Source organism: Sporolactobacillus laevolacticus DSM 442 (assembly GCF_000497245.1).
In the GTDB taxonomy this organism is placed as follows: Bacteria; Bacillota; Bacilli; order Bacillales; family Sporolactobacillaceae; genus Sporolactobacillus; species Sporolactobacillus laevolacticus.
This window is the reverse complement of record NZ_AWTC01000004.1, coordinates 230,480-248,709: the sequence shown is the minus strand read 5'-3', so window position 1 is coordinate 248,709 and position 18,230 is coordinate 230,480. Positions and strand designations below refer to the sequence as shown.

Below are 18,230 nucleotides of genomic sequence, written 5' to 3'. Positions count from 1 at the left end.
GTTAGTGTGCTTGTTTGTTGTTTCGGTTTTATTTTAATAAGGGAAGAACTCCTTATTAAGATCTTCTGGATAGATGGATACAAAAATATCATCCAAATGTTTATAACTGTTTATTAGTTTACTCATATCACCATGATAGTATCTCGGATCAACTAAATAAACATCGGAGCAGACCGTTGAAAAGAAAGCGGCCAGGGGCACAGACATCGAATCTTTAATGAAAAGAACTTTCGGTCCTTTCGGATTTTGTTTATTAACAATGTGAACAAGAGCCTGATTACCATACAGATAAGTGAAATATTTATCCGATTCCAAAGAAAATAAAGCATTATTTCCAGAGACATGAAATGGATGTCCATTCATTAACGCATCTTCAAATCTCCCACTTGTGTTGATTTTGAACAGACTATTTTGTGAGTGAAACGTATAATCGGTTTTAAATTTAGGATAGATTAATGTAAAATCATCAATTCCCGCATAAAGAGTACCTGTTTTGGCTCCCAGGGAACCAAGGTATGAATGCTTGTAAGTAATCTGATTATAATTCTTAATATTTGTATAATAATGATCGGGATCCAAGTTCATTTGATCATTCCTATTTAAATATGAGACCAGCTCACTGAACGCCCAAAAAGCGGTTTGTATTTTCCAGTGATGATCCGTTTTAAAGAACAGGTCTTTTGCAGGAATTCCGCTGTTTAATAAATGCGTTCGAAAATCGAGTGTGTCAATTTGCTTTTCCCGAACAGCTTTTAAGAAATTATCTGCAGTCTCATTTGCGTAGGAGTACGGGATACCCTTAGGAAATTTGGTATAGCCTCGGACGTTTTTATCAGGTGGCATAAGGACAACCAGTCTAGCTTTCTTGTCTTTTATTCCCTCCTTCAACCTTTCAACCCGATCCGCCAAATCACCTACAGGATTTGGTTTGGATGTAAAGTAAGTATAGTGCAGACTCCCAGAATTATCCTTAACGACTTCAAAATTCGCCTCTTCATTCTTTCCCAAGAGTTTTTGCAGGTATCCATATCCCTCGACCATGCTATATTTTCCATATACATTCTCGTCAATTGCCGAATTGACTGAGTCAACGAACTGTTTAGATGGAGCGGGTTTCACTTTAGATAACGCTGCTTTTATCGGATCCAAAGCATTCATGAAATTCATGATTGAATACGTGAAAAGAACGCAAATGAAGAGGATAGCTGTGATTAATCTTATGATAAAAAATTTTTTCATTTAAGTTTCCCCTTAAAATTGAAAATAAATGAACGGATTATAGCTTCCCTTGACTAAGTAAGTCACAGAAAGGACAAATAAACTCAAGATCACAACAGGATAAAGGATCGTCACCGCAATGCTGAGTGCCGGATAATCATTATCCACGACAATACGGTTCACACGTCTTGCAACGGGTGCACAAAGAATTAAGGCAATGATGAAAAATACCGCAAATTCTTTAACAAACATAAAAGCCGTATCACTCCAGAATCCTCCGCTTCCAAACATGGATCCAATATATTTACCGGCTGCCTGCAGATTGTTCGCTCGGAAAATGACCCATCCGATCACAATAACGAAAAGCGCATAAACATGTTTAATGAAGTTAATATTTTGTATCTGTTCAAATTGGAAAAGCTTTTCAGACGTGATACATACAAAATTAATGAACCCCCAAACGACAAATGTCCATTCCGCCCCGTGCCAAATACCTGTTAGCATCCATACGATAAATAAGTTCCAAACTAATCTATCGGTACTGCCGACACGAGAACCCCCGAGCGGAAAATAAACATAGTCCCTAAACCACGTCCCGAGCGAAATGTGCCATCTTCTCCAGAATTCTGAGATTGATTTTGATAGGTAAGGATAATTGAAGTTTTCCTCGAATTCATACCCGAACATTAATCCCAGTCCAATCGCCATGTCGGAATAAGCTGAAAAATCGAAGAAAATCTGGAATGTATAGGCAATAGCGCCGAGCCAGGCTAATAGCAACGGGATCGATGAATCCGCACTCATCGCAAAAATGCGATCGGCAACAATCGCCATGTTGTTCGCAATTAACACCTTCTTGCCAAGTCCCGTCACGAAACGACAGCAGCCAATGGAAAACTTTCTCCATGTTTCTGTTCGTTCCAATAACTGATTCGCAATCGTGTTGTAGCGTACGATAGGCCCTGCAATAAGCGCCGGAAAGATAGCGATATACAACGCCAGGTAGATCAGATTTTTTTGAACTTTAACAGTTCCTCTGTAGACATCAATGATATAAGATAATGAATGGAACGTGAAGAATGATATCCCCAATGGCAGTACAATATCCGGTAGCGGTATATGTGCGTGCGCCCCATAATTGATGTTCTTGATGACAAAATCCAAATATTTGAATACAAAAAGGTTGCCGATATTCCCAACAATTGTGAAAATCAATGCGATTTTCGACCATGTCTTATTCTTTAAGGTTGCGTTTATAAGCAGGCCACATACATAGTTGAATAGGATTGATGAAATCATTATAATGACAAATCTAGGCTCGCCCCAGGCATAAAAAATAAGACTGGCAAATAATAAAACGACATTTTGGAGCCTTGTCGAGAATCTGCAGGCGAAATACAGCAATAAAACGGCAGGAAGAAAATAAAAAATAAATAGTATACTTGAAAAAAGCATAGACTGTTATCCTCCATCAATCGTGTAATGTTCCGATTATAAATTTAAATTGATAAACTTATTTTTAGATTTTTTTCTGCACCAGAAATAAGTTAGGACTAATAGTAAACCAATTACGATTAGAATATATCGAATCAGCCGCGTTGCTGCATCACTATAAAGAAAACTGGATATATTAACTATTTTTGGAGCTTTGTCAGGAATAGGAATTTGTATTGAAATTCCATCATCAGCTTTTTTGCCGATGATCCACGATTTTATTAAACGAACGGATTTAACAGTCTTCGAGCCGTCAGGTGAAATAGAGACTAAACGGATCGTTTGCGGCTTTGCAAGAGTAGTTAAAGTCAATGTCCCGTTTTTGTCCAATGTAACACCTTTAGGTTTACCTAACAGTCCTAAAGTTGGTTTATTTTCTGTGTTTTCAGTCTTTCGGATCTGGTAATAGGCGATAGACTCGCCAGCAACAGGAATTTGAACACTCTCTTCACCCGTGATGGTCAGATCCAGTACCCTGTTTTCTTTGTCCGCTAAAGATCTGGTGACAAAGGAGAAATCGCCAAATTTCACTCTTTGTTTTTGATTTTTATCCAGTGTAAAACTGATTCCCCATGATTTAATACTTGACAAATCCACCGATTTATCACTCTTGAACAGACTAGCAAAGGGAATATATATTTTCCCATGAAAGGCTGGTGGAATTGATACGGTTCCGTTCTTGACCCGAAAGGTTTCCCAGTTGCTTGTGCTTGAACTCATCAAGGCTACAAAACTGCCGTTTTTAAGAACCAAAATACGTCCGGTATTGAACGAGAAATTGAATCTCATTTCCGTCTTGTTCGGATTAGAAATATCAAAAACCATCGCACCGTAATTATTTAGATTTCTCAAACGGTCTTCATAGAAAGAAGTAGTATATACCCCCTTTTCCTTTTTAGACGTATCTAACAATGCATCATATGTTACAGAGTTCCGTGATTGAAGGTCTACTTTTACGCCATCTGAATAAATCTTTAAAGGATTTGGAGAAAAGTTAACGGTTTCCAGATTAAAAGCAGATACTTTATTCTCCCAGAATGAAAAGATAAAGATGATTAATAGAAAGATTATTATTTTCTTTTTCCTCATCGAAACAACACCTCAAAATCCGCGATAATTATAAATAATGTCTGACATAAAATTCATCGTCAAATTCGATTCTTTTTGCCCTAGCCCTCTTGAAACGCTGCTCTTCATATCGATCTGCAGCAGCCTGTTCAATCCAATCTTTCAGAAAGCCTTTGAACGGTTCATTATAGATGAGATCATTTTTATTATTAATACGGTACAGGTATAGAAAATGGCTATTTTTGGCCTTTTTATTAGGTTTTATTACCTCAGTCATATCTTTTTCCATTGTGCAGTACATCATAATATCATCGGATACATCGATTGTTAGTTTTTCTGCAGTGCTAAGCCTTAGCTTCGTTTTTATTAAGGCATATTCATAATTAAAATTCAGGAGCGTGATCACCCCAGCTTCTTTGGTATTTAATTTTTTGTTGACATGCACCCTTGCCAGCTTTCGGTTATAATCGATAGATTGATTTAATCTGTTAATAACATTAATGGTTAAATCATCAAAAATACTGATGCTTTTCTCAAGTTTTGAAGGCAAAGAAGGCTTTCGATCATAAACAAGGCTGTAAAGATCATTCTTTTTCTCATCCTCAATGTGATTGATCGTGATTGCATATTTCCATTTGCTATCTCCCTGTTGTATAACATTTACAATAGTTCCTGCAAATGTACATGAATACAAATCAGAATGAAGATTAATCTGAAGTTGCTGATCATAAGGAACGTAGTACGGGTAATCCAAAATGATTGAAAGTCCTTTTTCTGAGATGTCATAGGTTTGGCATTTTATACATTTTTCCTGCCAGCTAAGCGAACAATCAATCGCTGCCTTAAACCTTTCGGCCTTACGCACGACAGGTCTTCCCAGCATGAAGAAAGTAGACATAAGCAATGTATACAGATTAGTAATGAGCCAGAATAACAGAACAGTATAAGTCATTGATCCGGATGAAAAAGTCCACTTGATCCCTGAAGCAATTCCAATCAAGCTTAAAGTAACAAGAATAACGTGAGGAATCGCATGAATGATGCCATAAATTCTATCTTCTCCGGCACCATCCTTTCGTGTTACTGAAAACACTTTTTTATTGATCCCAATACTCTCCAGAATGACAGGTACGAGCAGAGATGGGAATAAAATAGTTTCATAGACATTAGTCCAGCGAGTGTTACGAATACCCTTCGAAAGAAACCTCAAAGTTGCTGTTTGAAATAGGTACATAGGCAACCAGAAAATAAGTATTTCAAATAATGTGCATCGAATAACGACAACATTAAATACAGTAAATAAAATCGGCGACATAATATAGACAAATCTTTTGATCGGACCGTACCAATAAAGAATAGACGATAGATAGCTTAACTTTTGTTTTAATGACAAGCCCTTCATGAAGAAAAAATTCAATTTTCTGCCGGTTTGGATGCACCCTCTAGCCCATCGAACACGCTGCTTGATCAGGCTTTTCAGATCATAAGGAGCTTGACCGATTGCGTGGGGATCGGGGATCGCGTAGCATTGATACCCTTTGCTTTGAATAAGCATACCTGTTGCGAAATCTTCCGTAATGACACCGGTACAAAATCCTCCGACTTCATTTAACGCCTCGCGGGATATGACTGTGTTTGTACCGCCGTAGATAACAGAATTGGTTTTATTTCTTGAGATCTGCACATCGCGATAAAAATAATCCTGTTCATCAGGAATTCTATTTTCCGAAAAAAGGTTATGCTGAAACAGATCAGGATTATAAAAGCTTTGAGGTGTCTGAATAAATCCGATCTTTTCTTTCTGACCTGAATTTTTTCCAGTGTTGTCTTCTACATAAAAATATGGAACAGATGACATCAGAAAATCATGCATAGGGATCATGTCTGCATCAAATGTAGCAATAAGAGGAGAAGACGTTTTCTCCATTGCATTATTTAAATTACCGGCTTTTGCGTGCTTGTGTTCTTCTCTTGTGAGATAGCCAATGCCCATTTTATCCGCAAGTGCTTGCATCTCCGGTCGATTACCATCATCACAAATATACACATGCACTTTCTTTTTATCGACATAGTCCATCCGCTTACATCCGTTAACCGTCTTTCGTAATAATTCAACCGGTTCGTTGTACGTTGCTATGAAGACATCCACATCTGGATACCATTCCTTAGGAGGTACCGGCTTTTTCGGATGTAAGATATTAGACATACTGTAAAAGTGTTCCGCAGCTTCCAGCATTCCGGTCATTTCAACAACTAATAAAGTGATTCCGCAAACTAAAGCAAAAATACCATAGTCAAAAGGAATGGTAAAAAACACCCTCCATATAATATAGACAATTGTAGTGATAAATGTTCCCAAGAATAAGAACCTATTCCTTATGCTCTTTGGATGTTCTTGAACATTGTTCTTGTTTTCAATAACTTGTACAGTAGCAGTGGGCGAATGATTACCTTTCAATTTCTCCATGATTTACTCCCCCTATTCTTTACGAATATTAGTAGATTAGGCTACTCTTTTGTTTTTTTGAGTGACCATAGCTAAATCTGAGGAAACATACATTTTGAGTTCTCTGTCATGAATCTTCCAAGAAAATAATTTAGTCAACGGAAATAAATTTCGGATTTATACGTCAAGTGTAAAGGAACCAACTTTGCAGTTTCTGCAAAAAGGTGATGATCATATTGAGGAATTTTTAATAATTAAAACAGTAAATTATTGGACTTTTTGGCAGTAACCAGATGATGAACTCTTTAATTCCATAAAAAAACCGACCTATTCACAGTTAGTCAACTGTAAAAAGGTCGGTTGTGCCATTCACTCTTCCTGCTCACAGGCACCCAATTAAATGAGCAAGAATCATAGTGTCCTTTTGTCCTAGAATAGACACATTTTGATAAATTGTCAATTTATTTTCACACTTTAATAAAAAATTATTTATCTCCTAAAGACAGAATCTCATTAAATTTGGGATATAAATAAACGTGGCTGTCCCAAAAGGGTATCCGCTAACAATTCTATGATATAAAAGGCTGATAAATCAAGGTTTTGTATGACAAAAGAGAGCGTCTTATAGTCGAAAAATCGACTTTTGAGACCCCCCCCTATATGGTATACAATTGAAAACAATTTTCAGTCAACCGATCATTGGTCAACACCAAGATAACGAATCGCAAGCACTGCATAATAGCGGATTGCATCATAAAATTGATCAATAGAGACCCATTCATCTGGCTGATGAGCCTGATCAGGATGACCGGGACCAAAAATAAGGATAGGTAAATCTGCATTTTCTTTAGTAAACAGAGAACCATCTGAATAATAATTGGCGCCTCCGAAACTCGCTTCCGCTTTAAGCGTTTCCCTCAAGACGTCGGCAGATAATTGAATGAATGGATCTTCTTGCGGTGTACTGACAAAATGCATATCATTTAGCACCTTAAGATCATATGAAACATCCATTTTCTCTGATAGAGCAGTTGAAATCTCTTCTGCCCGTTGATAGATACTCTCCGCTTCTAGACCTGGAACTGTCCGGCAATCAATTGTTAACCTGCAGGAATCGGCGACCATATTCGGCGCGATACCTCCGTCGATTAATCCTAGATTTACCGTGGAATTCCCTAATATTTTATCGTGAACCGGATGGAATTTTTCTAATTCATTGACGAACTGATGCATGGCAGAAATAGCGTTAATTCCCTTATCCGGCCATCCCGCATGTGCGGTTTTTCCGTTAATTGTTATTTCCAGCCAAAGAACCCCTTTATGTGCAATAAAAAGCTGATTGTTTGTTGGTTCGCCGATCACTAATGCTGTGGTTTCAGCAACTGTACCCTCTTGGATCGCCAATCGTGCACCGCGTCCGTCGACTTCTTCTCCTGCTGTCCCGAGAAAGGATAGATCGCCTTTGAGTTTTATTCCAGACTGCGCAATCGCCTCAAGAGCCAGAATCATTGCTGCGACCCCGCTTTTCATATCTGATGAACCACGGCCGTATAACTTCCCATCCTTTACATGTGCGCCCCATGGATCTTCTTGCCATTGCCCATTACCGATCGGTACCGTGTCCAGATGTCCGCTGAGTACAAGACTTTTCCGCATTTGACCAGGAGATGATTCAGAACCTTTTAACGTTAAAAATACGTTTTCCCGATCAGCATCCAGTGGATATTTTTCTACCGTTAAACCACTTTCCCCAAACGTATCAGCAATATATTCCGTCATTAACCGTTCATTTCCCGGCGGATTAACACTATTTATTCTGACAAGCGATTGAAGGAAAGATAGTGCCTTATCCTTATCGATGGCATGTAAAAGTTCATTGATTTCCAAACGGGTCACCTTCATTTATATATTTGCAGGTTCGTTATCTTCGTTTCAATGATTTCCCACTGAAAACGTGAGTATTGACAATAACCGCCAATAACAATACAGAACCTTGAATGATCTGGATAATGTACGGTGAAACATTCATTAGGGTCAGACCATTGTCAATTACGCCAATTAGGAAAACACCGAATACAGAGCCAAGCATTGTACCAATCCCACCAAATAGGGATGTGCCTCCAAGAACGACTGCCGCAATGACTGCCATTTCAAATCCTGTCCCCACATTCGATGATCCAGAACCCAATCGTGTTGCCAGAACGATACCCGCAAAGGACGCTGCCATTCCACTGAACATGTACGTCAGCATTTTGATTTTTTTAATGTTTACACCAGACCGGCGAACGGATTCTTCATTGGATCCAATACCAATCACATAGGTGCCGAATCGTGTTTGGGTTAGAACTCCCCATCCAACAACAACAACAACAATGGCAATAATTGCTGAAACCGGAATGTTTAATACACGGCCCTGCCCAATGGCATTAAGCCATGCACTTCCGTCAATGCCAATGGAATAGCCGCCGGTAATCAGCAATGCTAAGCCCTGAATATAGATCATTGATGCGAGTGTGACAATGAACGGTGGAATCGACAAATAGGAAATGACGACTCCGTTAATTAATCCAACAATAGCCCCAACAATGAGGACGATTAGAAAAGCTTCGAAACTGCCTAGCCCCGCTTTGATGAGCACAGCAATTAATGCACTCGCAAGCGAAAGGATCGAACCGACTGAAAGATCAATTCCGCTCGTTGTGATTACTAGTGTCATAAAAACACAGACGATCAAATTAGCTGCTAATTGCTGTAGCATGTTAAGCATATTGCCTGTTGTCGCAAACGAATTGCTAAAAACAGAAAAGAACAAAGAAAGGATGACAAGTACGGCAAAAATGCCGATAATTTGCTTATTGTTAGCGATCCATTGAGGGACTGCTTTGTTTTGCTTAATAGTCGTTGCAGGCTTCTTACTTACGGAAGTCATCTTACCCTTTGCTTCGATCATTAGTGCACTGCCTCCTTTTCTGCGGTAATCGATTCAACAAGTGTTTCCATTGTAAAGTCAGTAATCGGCCGATTATCAATGATCCGTCCTTCGTAAAGAACAGTGATTCGGTCGCAGACTTCGAATAGATCGCGTAACCGGTGCGTAATCAGAATGACACTGACTCCGCTTTGCTTTACTTTTTTAATTAATTCAAGAACCATCCGAACTTCCTTGACTCCTAGCGCAGCTGTAGGTTCATCCATGATCAGCACTTTAGGATTGTTAATGACGGCCCGAGCAATGGCTACCGATTGTCTTTGACCGCCTGACAGATTTTCAACCGTTGCATAGGTGGATGGAATCGTCACACCGAGCCGATCAAGTTCCTGCTGTGCGCTCAGATGCATCTTCTTTTTATCAATGAGTCGATTGAAAAGGCGGAGCGGCTCTCTACCAAGAAACAAGTTGCTCGCAACATCCAAGGTGTCGCACAATGCCAGATCCTGAAAAATGGTCTCAATTTGATAGTTTTTCGCTTCTTTCGGACTATGTAATCTGATGGGCTGACCTTCAAATTTCATTGATCCACCGTCCGGCAGATGCACACCACTCAATACTTTCATCAATGTTGATTTTCCTGCCCCATTGTCGCCAACCAAACCAAGCACTTCGCCAGAGTATAATTCGAGATTGACACCTCTGAGTGACTGAATTCTTCCAAAAGATTTCGTTATCTCTTTCATTTCGATTCTTGGAGTTGCAGCCATTTGTATCCTCCTCGTTTAATTAAATAAACGGGTGCTAATCATCGACTAGCATCCGTTCTATTGTCATTCAATGCAGATCAGATCATCCATTATTTAAAGAGGTGCTTAAATTGATCAACATTATCCTTCGTTACAATCGTAACCGGTGCATTGATGGTCTTGGCAACCTTCTGTTTTTTCGCCAGTTTAACGGCAGCCTTTACCCCTTCAGAACCGAATTTTTCCGGATGCTGTTGAATGACTGCTTTTACCCAGCCCTCGTCAATTCCTTGAATCGCTTGTTTTGACAAATCCCATCCGAAGACGCTTAGTTTCTTTTCTTTGTGCTGGGATTTAACTGCGGAAGCCAATCCGATCAATGCTGGTTCTCCAGATGCAAAAGCGATATTCATTTCCGGATGGCCAGTCATCAGATTTTCGGCAGAAGTCATTGCAGTCTGTTGAACGTTCTTCCCGTCAACAATGTTCACAACTTTAAGACTTGGTGTTTGCTTAACCGTATCTAGGAACGCATTCTGGCGCATGACTTGAATGAATGAGTTAAGGGCGCCGACAACACCTAATTTAGCCGGTTTTTTCATATTATCTTTGATGTACTTATTCACGTATTGACCTAGTTCTTTACTGCTTTCTGCATTATCGACACCGATTTGTGTGCTGACCGCATCGCTCTTAACAATCGCATCAATAGAAATGACAGGGATATGAGCATTAGCTGCCTCTTTCATCGCCGGGATAACACCCTTTGTGTCAATCGAGTCAACGATGATTGCATCGACTTTCTGATTGACTAAGTTTTCAATTTGATTGTTCTGTTTCACCGGGTCATTATTTGGATTTTGAACCACTAATTTAACGCCCATTTTCTTTGCTTGTTCCTGCGCACCTCTAATTGATTCAGTAAAGAAGTAAGCTTCCTGGTTAATGGTTACAAATCCGATTGTCAGCTGTTTGCTTTTTCCATCTGAAGCTGATGATTTGCCATTTGATGAACAGCCTCCCAAGACAAGTAGAACCCCAAGCACCAAAATTAATACGGCCTTCATTTTTCCACCAAAAACTTTCATTCCCTCTTCCCCCTCATGTTGTTTTAATGAAAAATCCGAATTGGATTTTGTCAATGGAAGTAAATAAGCATTTGATCATTCAGTCCGTTCCACACCAGGAAATAATAAATTGGGTGTAGATATCTATAAGTTGAAGAAATTGATCGACTGGTAAAGATTCATCAACACAGTGACAATGTTGCGGGTTGCCACAGCCTAATATAATCGTTGGCGTGTTGCCAAAAGACGCCAACGTTCTTGCATCGCAGCCTGCCGGCATCCCCTCGACAACCGTCTCATCGAGGACAGTGTCTAAGGTCTTCTTCATTTCCTGAACAAGCGGATGATCAAGAGGTGTTTCGAAAGCAAAACCTTCTTGATAGATCGATACCTCTGGAATGTTTGCTGCCAGCCATGAATCACTCTTCACAGCCGAAATTATTGCATGATCCACTTCATTGACTACGCGATTTCTCGTCGCTTCTTTTGTTTCATTTGGTTCAGGATGATAATGCAAACAGGTCTTCATCGTGCACAAATTCGGAACAACCGAACCGGCAACACCACCTTCAATAATCCCAAGATTAATGGTTGGTCCTGGCAAAAGCGGATGTCTCCGCGTCATCAGCCAGTCACGTTCCAATTCTTTCAGGGCATGGTATATTTTCAATGATTTATCAATGGCATTAACCCCTTCCCATAGCTGGCTGGAATGAAGGCTCTTGCCTGTTACTTTTATTTCATGAAAAAGGAAGCCCATATGAGCGGTTTGCAAATGAAGCTGTGTCGGTTCGCCTACAATCGCACCATCAGCGGTATATCCTCGCTCCACACAAGCCATCGTCCCATTGCCGCCGCCTTCTTCATCTACAACCGATTGAATGAGCAAATCGCCCTTGAGTTTAATGCCAAGTTTCTGAACTAATTCAGCTGCCAGAATCATCGCAGCAAGAGAGCCTTTCATATCTGTTGCGCCGAGGCCATACATTTCATTGTCAATGACTGTTCCTGAAAATGGATCATGCTTCCATTGGTTTCTGTTGCCATACGGCATGGTATCAATATGGCCATTTAATATCAGGGACTTGCCCCCGCCTGTTCCTTTTAATAGACCGACAACATTAGGTCTTCCTGCGTTTTTGTGTCCGAGATTTGCACCTGGAAATTTCTTTATCTTCTCATCGTCAACATCAAATTCATCAATCATAAAATTAAGTTCCTGAAGTTTCTGCTTAACAATCTTTTGACCGTTCTTTTCATTGCCACCTCCGATTCCCTGATCCGCTACTTGTGTATCTGCTTGAATCATCTGAGAAAGAAAGTTAATAAACGCCTGTTTATTTTCTTGAATGAGCGCTTTGCTCTCAGTCACTTCTACCATGTTCAGCTCTTCTTCCCAATAGATTGGATCATCCGTGACCAAAACAACTTATACTTTTCCCACGAGACAAATTCTTTGGAACCCCAATGTGGCGCACAGTCACTGGCGAAGCATGCCGTGCTTCCCTCGCCATATTTTCCGGTAACGATGAAAGGGTCTTCCGATATGGTTGCTAATACGTCCGCATCCTTTTTCGCAATCAACTTGTTATAGCCTAAGAACAACGGCCATTCGCCAAGACTTTCTGTAACCCGGCTTGTCTTAATGGTTTTTGGATGAACACCTTGTGGCATCTCCACCCGGTCATCCGTTTCTAACAACTCTACAGGCAGAACGTCAGCAAGTACTGTATGTTTGTAATTCGCTTTCGCCTCGATACCGGTAAATGACAGGTAGCCGCCGATCATTAACAGCCCTCCGCCATTGGCTACAAATGCTTTGATCAATTCCAATGGGTTCGATTCAATCTTCATATCGTAAAAAGTCGCATTTCTAAGCAGGAATGTATTGCTGCCAATATCGCTGAGCACAATTGCATCAAACTCATTAAGTGCTTCAAGCGTTGCCGGAAAACGAATCTGAACTTCATGTGAAGGAATGTACGTGATATCAATTCCTTCCTCTTTCAAACACTGAAGAAGATACGTTGCGCCTTCTTCATATTTCGTCGAAGTAAAGCTGTCAAAACCTTTGGTATGAATCATGTGGATAACCCAAGACTCGCCGACAAATAAAACTTTCATTTAGATCTCCATCCTTTAAAAAACTTTTCTATTTCGAAATTTCTGTTAATAACCGCCGATAAAACTCTCTATTCTGTGTTTTCAGATAATAAAGATCCTACGCAATCCGCTTTGCTGATTGGGTCGATTAATTATCTTTTTTTGACGATTGTCTAATTACGAGTTTCGTTTTCAATTCGATTGATTCATTATTCATATATGGATTATTTATTCGATCAATCAACTTTTCAGCGGCTAATTCACCCATTTTGTAAATCGGCTGCTCTATTGTCGTAATCTCTGGACTCACAACTTTGGTCAGATAGATACCGTCAAACCCGCAAACTGCAATATCTTCCGGTACGCGTATATGTAATCTACTTAATTCTTTAATCACGCCAACTGCCATCAAATCATTACCAACAAATAGTCCGTCAACATCCGGATGATCCTTCAATAACTGACTAACTGCAGCAATGCCGCCATCAATGGTGAAATCACCAGGAACGATGACCTCTTCCCGTTCGGGATGTTCGTGAATGACATTTTGATACCCTTGCAATCGTTCTTTTGCCGTCTGATCATATAGCGGTCCATAAATATGCGCAATCTTTTTACAACCTATGGATATCAGATGTTCAGTGGCTGTAATTGATCCTTGCAAAGTATCGACCTTAATCGTGCAAGCATTCTCGATTTTATTTTCCATTTCAAGAATAACCATTGGCATCTTTGTATGCTTTTCCAACAGCTCACTATCAATATCGTGCGTCGCAATGATAACTCCATCAATATACTTGTTCATTAAAATCTTGATATAATCATTGTCTTCGCTATCGACCCCCATCGTATTTCCAAGCATAAGCGAGTAACCATTTAAATGGGCAACATGCTCTGCTCCCTTTGCCAACTCAGGGAAAAACGGGTTCGTAATATCCGATACAATCAGTGCTAATGTATTGGAAGTCTTCTTTGCCAGGCCTCTTGCCACCTGATTCGGTTCAAAACCCATCTCCTGAATAACCTTTTCAATCCTGGCCTTTTTCTCTTCACTCACATAGCCTTTGTTATTCAGCACACGTGAAACGGTTGCCGGAGAAACACCCGCGCTTTTCGCCACATCTCTGATTGTTTTCAAACCATCTACTCCCAAAAGAGATCTAAAACCGGTTTCACATTGTCTAAAAAAATATTTTTACCCTTATATTCATTTTCTAAAACCGGTTTCATATGTTGCACAAAAAAACTATATATTTAAATTAATACGTAATCACAATATTGTCAATATTTTTTCGCAATTTTTATTATTGATTAAGTTGACGCCCGAATGACTAGCGCTGTGACGATATCCAAATATCTCAGAAAAACGTATGAACAGAAAAGCTTTGAGAACTCAAGTCAAATGGAGATCCCTATTAGAACGTCAACCATTTCTACAGAGTTAAATGACATGCGAATCATCAAAGATTTTGAAGATTATCTTTCCCAAATCGGCGCATGTGAAAAGAAAGCATGCAAATAAAAGCGATTATACAGACAAAAGACTGATTAGTGACTATGCAGCACCATTCATAAATCAGTGTCCATAGAAAAAACGATCAACTGCATAAGTTTCATAGTTGACCGTTTTTGTTTAACTGAATGTCTCTTTATAAATACAAATCACAGCCTACTCCGAGAAACTGACTGCCTTATCAACCAGTCACCTCTCTCTTCCGAACCCAGCATACCTTTTCGTACTTTCTCTCATATGAGCATGCGTAACAGTTACATAGATATGCCCGCCATGTCTGCCAAGCTGTCTGAACCAAAGGGTAATGGATGAATGTCCGGCATGTTTCTTCGCAATTACTTTTTTCTTGGCGTTATAAATACGGATGTAGTCGCCTTTCTTTATTCTTCTTACTGTAATCGTATCTCTTTTGTGCCTGAAATTTCGAATTTGTATCTGACTTCTGCTTAACGTCTCTGAAATTTCGCCACTGAAAGAAACCGCCGTTTCATTGCTTGGTCCCATTGAAGGACGGGTTACCGTAAGATAGATTTTTCCGGATTTTGTACCCAGTTGTTTCACATTCAGAGTCAGTGTTTCTCCGCCTGATGTCCCCGATACCAGAAGCTGCCTTCTCGAGCTGTATATATTGATGATGTCGCCCGGAGAGAGATCCTTAATATAAATTTCATCCGATTTATTCCTATAATTGGTCACTTTAATTTGATGTACATCCAGGGGGGCCGAAGAGCTGACAACTGGATTGGTAATAGGTGCAGGTGCAGGGTTTGGAGCAGCGGGAGGTGTTCGATTCTCCACGGTTACGCTTGCAGCCGCACTTTTTGTCCCCCACACATCGGTCGCATATACATTAAGGGTTGACCCAGCAATTTGTAGCGGGATGTCAACATGAAAAGCGCCATTACTATCAGTTTCACCCGTGCCAATGACTTGTGTACCGGACATCACCGCTATCGTTTCACTCCCCTGAGCCGTCCCAGTCACTGATGTATCTTGATTGCCAACCGGATTAACATGAGGTGAAGCTGGCCGAACGATTTGGGATGGACCGTCATTCCCATTCAAGTTATAGTACTTCAGATCCGAACCCGTGTCATCCGGAAGCGCCGGAGAGCTCGCTGGCATGACAGCTGCGCCTCCTCCCCGTAGATTAACAGATGATCCAGCATAAATTTTTTGCTCGATATTTGTGAATCCTGATTCACCGTGGAAACCGTATAAACCTGTTAGATTATTGTAATAGAGTGCCAACCGAAAGTCAGTCATAAACTGGCTGAATGAAAGATTCGGATCAATATATTGATGAATAAGATCCTGAACAGCTACATAATTACTATTCGAATCATCGATCAGATTTTTAAAGATCTGGTTACCCTGTCCACACTGAATCCGCAGATATTCCATAAACAAATAAGAAAGCGCGTAATTCGCCAGAGTATCTCCATCGTAATCCCAATAGAGCAGCGACTGTCCATCACTAATCGCCGAATCCGTATTATAATAATCAATCTCATCCTCAAGAGGTACCCCGGTATAAACCTGTTCAGCCGCCATGGCCAACCCCTCGTCTATCCACGTATCCATAGCGCTGTGCCCTTCCACAAGGACATTCCTGTTAAAATTGATCAGGTGCTGAAACTCATGTGCCAGAGTTGGATACGCTTCAGTTACATCTTTGGTTGATCCTGTACCCATGCCCGGATATGTATCGATATATAAAATATCTGAATGGTTCGAATCGGTTCCATCCGTCAGATCATTGGGATCAAAATAACCGGCGACGTAACCGCCGCTTCCGTTGAAGCCATCTTGAATATCGTAGCAAACAATATTGATCTTTCCGTTGCCATCCACATCAGATGGAGTCCCGAAATTATTAACATCCGATGAATAAATAGATGAATCAAACTGTTCGCCAAGTTTTTTTGCGTCATCTGAAGAAATCCGATCATTGTTCACCCAAATATTTGCATGTGTTCCGCTGTACGCCAACGTTGCATTAATTTGATCGTAATTGCCCGTTTCAAGATTCGATACCCAAAAGTTTCGGCTATCGCCTGCTTTCTCCGCAAATCGAACCGAACGCTGCATCATTCTGTTTTTTAATAGATTGTCTCTATTTTTCTCTGGATCAAACGGTTTGACATAATCTAGCTGATAGGAACTTTTATTGAGTTTTTTACCTAACGCGTATTGATCATTATTCAAACTGAAACTGCCCGAGCTTTCAGCTTGATCGCCATTGAGCGATTCATTGCTGACGAGAATCCGATCCGTACTCTGTTTGATCAGCCCCTGATTTTCTGTAGAAACTGGTTGAGTATCAGCCAACGCTCCTGCAGGAATTAAAAATGTCATCGCAACAGCAGCAAGTATTAATCCAAACCTCTTTATCTTCTCCACTCCGGAAACCTTCTCCCAAACAATCTTTCTAAAACAAATAACGGTTTATTATAATCTATTAAAAGGCTATGATCTTTAATGTTCAAAATAATTTTATATCGTTTAATAGATTTCAAACAGAAAAATACCATTAGGGAACAACTGCTTATAAACTATATCGGCCAATTCCTTTACTGGTTTAAAAGCTATTCAGAAAACTGATAAACATAAGCGGTAAAATGATTTTTCTCTGAGAATCTCCAAAAAGGAAGTTACTACATGACATTAGGATTCACTAAATGTTCCGGTTTTTGATTTTTGCTTAACCGTTGGACGAGTTGTTCCAGTGCTATTTTTCTGGCATTGTAAAAGGAGTCTTCGGAGACAAATGCGGAATGAGGTGTAATGATCGTATTGTCGAGGGCAAACAAGGGGCTTGTTTCAGTTGTTTCATCTTCAATGACATCGACTGCTGCAGCTTTGATTTCACCTTCTTTTAATGCTTTGACCAGTGCCGTTTCGTCGACGACTTTGCCGCGTGCGGTGTTAATCAGAAAGGCATCCTTTTTCATCATCTTCAATTCTCGTTCAGAAATGAGGTGTGCAGTTGAATCGAGAAGAGGACAATGCAGCGACAGGATATCAGACTGCGTCAGCAGTTCCTCAAATGTGTCGACTTTCTCGACGCCAAATTCTTTTAAAAAGGCTTTCGTTTTTGTCGGTGCGTAAACAAGTACTCTGACATTGAGCGCTTGAAGCATCGGCATCATTGCCTTGGGAATACTTCCGAAAAAATAGAGCCCGACAGTTTTTCCGGTAAGTCGATATGTTTTATAACCATATAATGGATCCCATTTTCCATGTCGCACAGAACGATCGAGAAGGGTGATCTTCCGCGTCAAGTCAATCATCAGCCCAATCGTATGCAGTGCCACTTCTTCTGAGCAGAATTCAGGACAGTTGGTGACGCTCACACCGTGATCGGTCGCTGCTTCAACATCGACATTATCTACCCCTATCGCCTGAAGCGAAATGATCTTTAAGTTAGGCAATTGTTCGATGATCTCCCGTGTGAGCTGCTGGTATTCAACGACGACACCGTCCACCTCCCTGGCATGGACAACGAAAGGCTTCTCACGGTCATAATCTTTGATTTCAACCAGTTCCAGATCCTCTATTCCCCACTGAGTTAACAAACCGCGTTCATAATCCAGGTTATCGTCGATGTTATAATAAAGGACTTTCTTTTTCGCCATAACAT

Annotated in this window: 13 protein-coding genes and 1 riboswitch; all 13 genes read right to left on the bottom strand. The window is 40.2% G+C overall.

Annotated elements, in window-relative coordinates; all coding sequences use genetic code 11:
* Positions 1–33 precede the first annotated feature (33 nt).
* Positions 34–1,239, bottom strand: a complete 1,206-nt coding sequence (locus P343_RS25095; protein WP_023509529.1) for an alginate O-acetyltransferase AlgX-related protein — start codon at positions 1,237–1,239, stop codon at positions 34–36.
* Positions 1,240–1,251: 12 nt separating this feature from the next.
* Entirely contained in the window at positions 1,252–2,673 is a 1,422-nt protein-coding gene (locus tag P343_RS25090) for an MBOAT family O-acyltransferase (RefSeq protein WP_023509528.1), read from the bottom strand.
* 36 nt (positions 2,674–2,709) lie between these two features.
* Entirely contained in the window at positions 2,710–3,801 is a 1,092-nt protein-coding gene (locus tag P343_RS25085) for a hypothetical protein (protein ID WP_023509527.1), read from the bottom strand.
* A 28-nt stretch (positions 3,802–3,829) separates the two neighbouring features.
* Positions 3,830–6,247: a glycosyltransferase family 2 protein gene (locus P343_RS25080; RefSeq protein ID WP_023509526.1), complete on the bottom strand. Its 2,418-nt coding sequence runs from the start codon at positions 6,245–6,247 to the stop codon at positions 3,830–3,832.
* 324 nt (positions 6,248–6,571) lie between these two features.
* A riboswitch (cyclic di-GMP riboswitch) is annotated at positions 6,572–6,657 on the bottom strand.
* 265 nt (positions 6,658–6,922) lie between these two features.
* Positions 6,923–8,113 (bottom strand): M20 family metallopeptidase, encoded by a 1,191-nt coding sequence (locus tag P343_RS25075; RefSeq protein ID WP_023509525.1) that lies wholly within the window; start codon positions 8,111–8,113, stop codon positions 6,923–6,925.
* A gap of 34 nt (positions 8,114–8,147) precedes the next feature.
* Positions 8,148–9,176: an ABC transporter permease gene (locus P343_RS25070; protein WP_023509524.1), complete on the bottom strand. Its 1,029-nt coding sequence runs from the start codon at positions 9,174–9,176 to the stop codon at positions 8,148–8,150.
* Positions 9,176–9,925, bottom strand: a complete 750-nt coding sequence (locus P343_RS25065) for an ATP-binding cassette domain-containing protein (protein WP_023509523.1) — start codon at positions 9,923–9,925, stop codon at positions 9,176–9,178. The genes P343_RS25070 and P343_RS25065 overlap by 1 nt, the downstream gene beginning before the upstream one ends.
* 89 nt (positions 9,926–10,014) lie before the next feature.
* Positions 10,015–10,992: an ABC transporter substrate-binding protein gene (locus P343_RS25060; protein ID WP_023509522.1), complete on the bottom strand. Its 978-nt coding sequence runs from the start codon at positions 10,990–10,992 to the stop codon at positions 10,015–10,017.
* A gap of 79 nt (positions 10,993–11,071) precedes the next feature.
* Positions 11,072–12,352, bottom strand: a complete 1,281-nt coding sequence (locus P343_RS25055) for an ArgE/DapE family deacylase (RefSeq protein ID WP_023509521.1) — start codon at positions 12,350–12,352, stop codon at positions 11,072–11,074.
* Positions 12,353–12,354: 2 nt separating this feature from the next.
* Positions 12,355–13,095: a glutamine amidotransferase gene (locus tag P343_RS0118650; protein ID WP_031263737.1), complete on the bottom strand. Its 741-nt coding sequence runs from the start codon at positions 13,093–13,095 to the stop codon at positions 12,355–12,357.
* A gap of 127 nt (positions 13,096–13,222) precedes the next feature.
* Entirely contained in the window at positions 13,223–14,212 is a 990-nt protein-coding gene (locus tag P343_RS25050) for a LacI family DNA-binding transcriptional regulator (RefSeq protein ID WP_023509520.1), read from the bottom strand.
* 564 nt (positions 14,213–14,776) lie between these two features.
* Positions 14,777–16,990 carry an Ig-like domain-containing protein gene (locus P343_RS36345; RefSeq protein ID WP_023509518.1) on the bottom strand — a complete coding sequence of 738 codons (2,214 nt, stop codon included), beginning with the start codon at positions 16,988–16,990 and terminating at the stop codon, positions 14,777–14,779.
* Positions 16,991–17,244: 254 nt separating this feature from the next.
* Positions 17,245–18,225, bottom strand: coding sequence for a C-terminal binding protein (locus tag P343_RS25035; protein ID WP_023509517.1), 981 nt, complete (start codon positions 18,223–18,225; stop codon positions 17,245–17,247).
* Positions 18,226–18,230 lie beyond the last annotated feature (5 nt).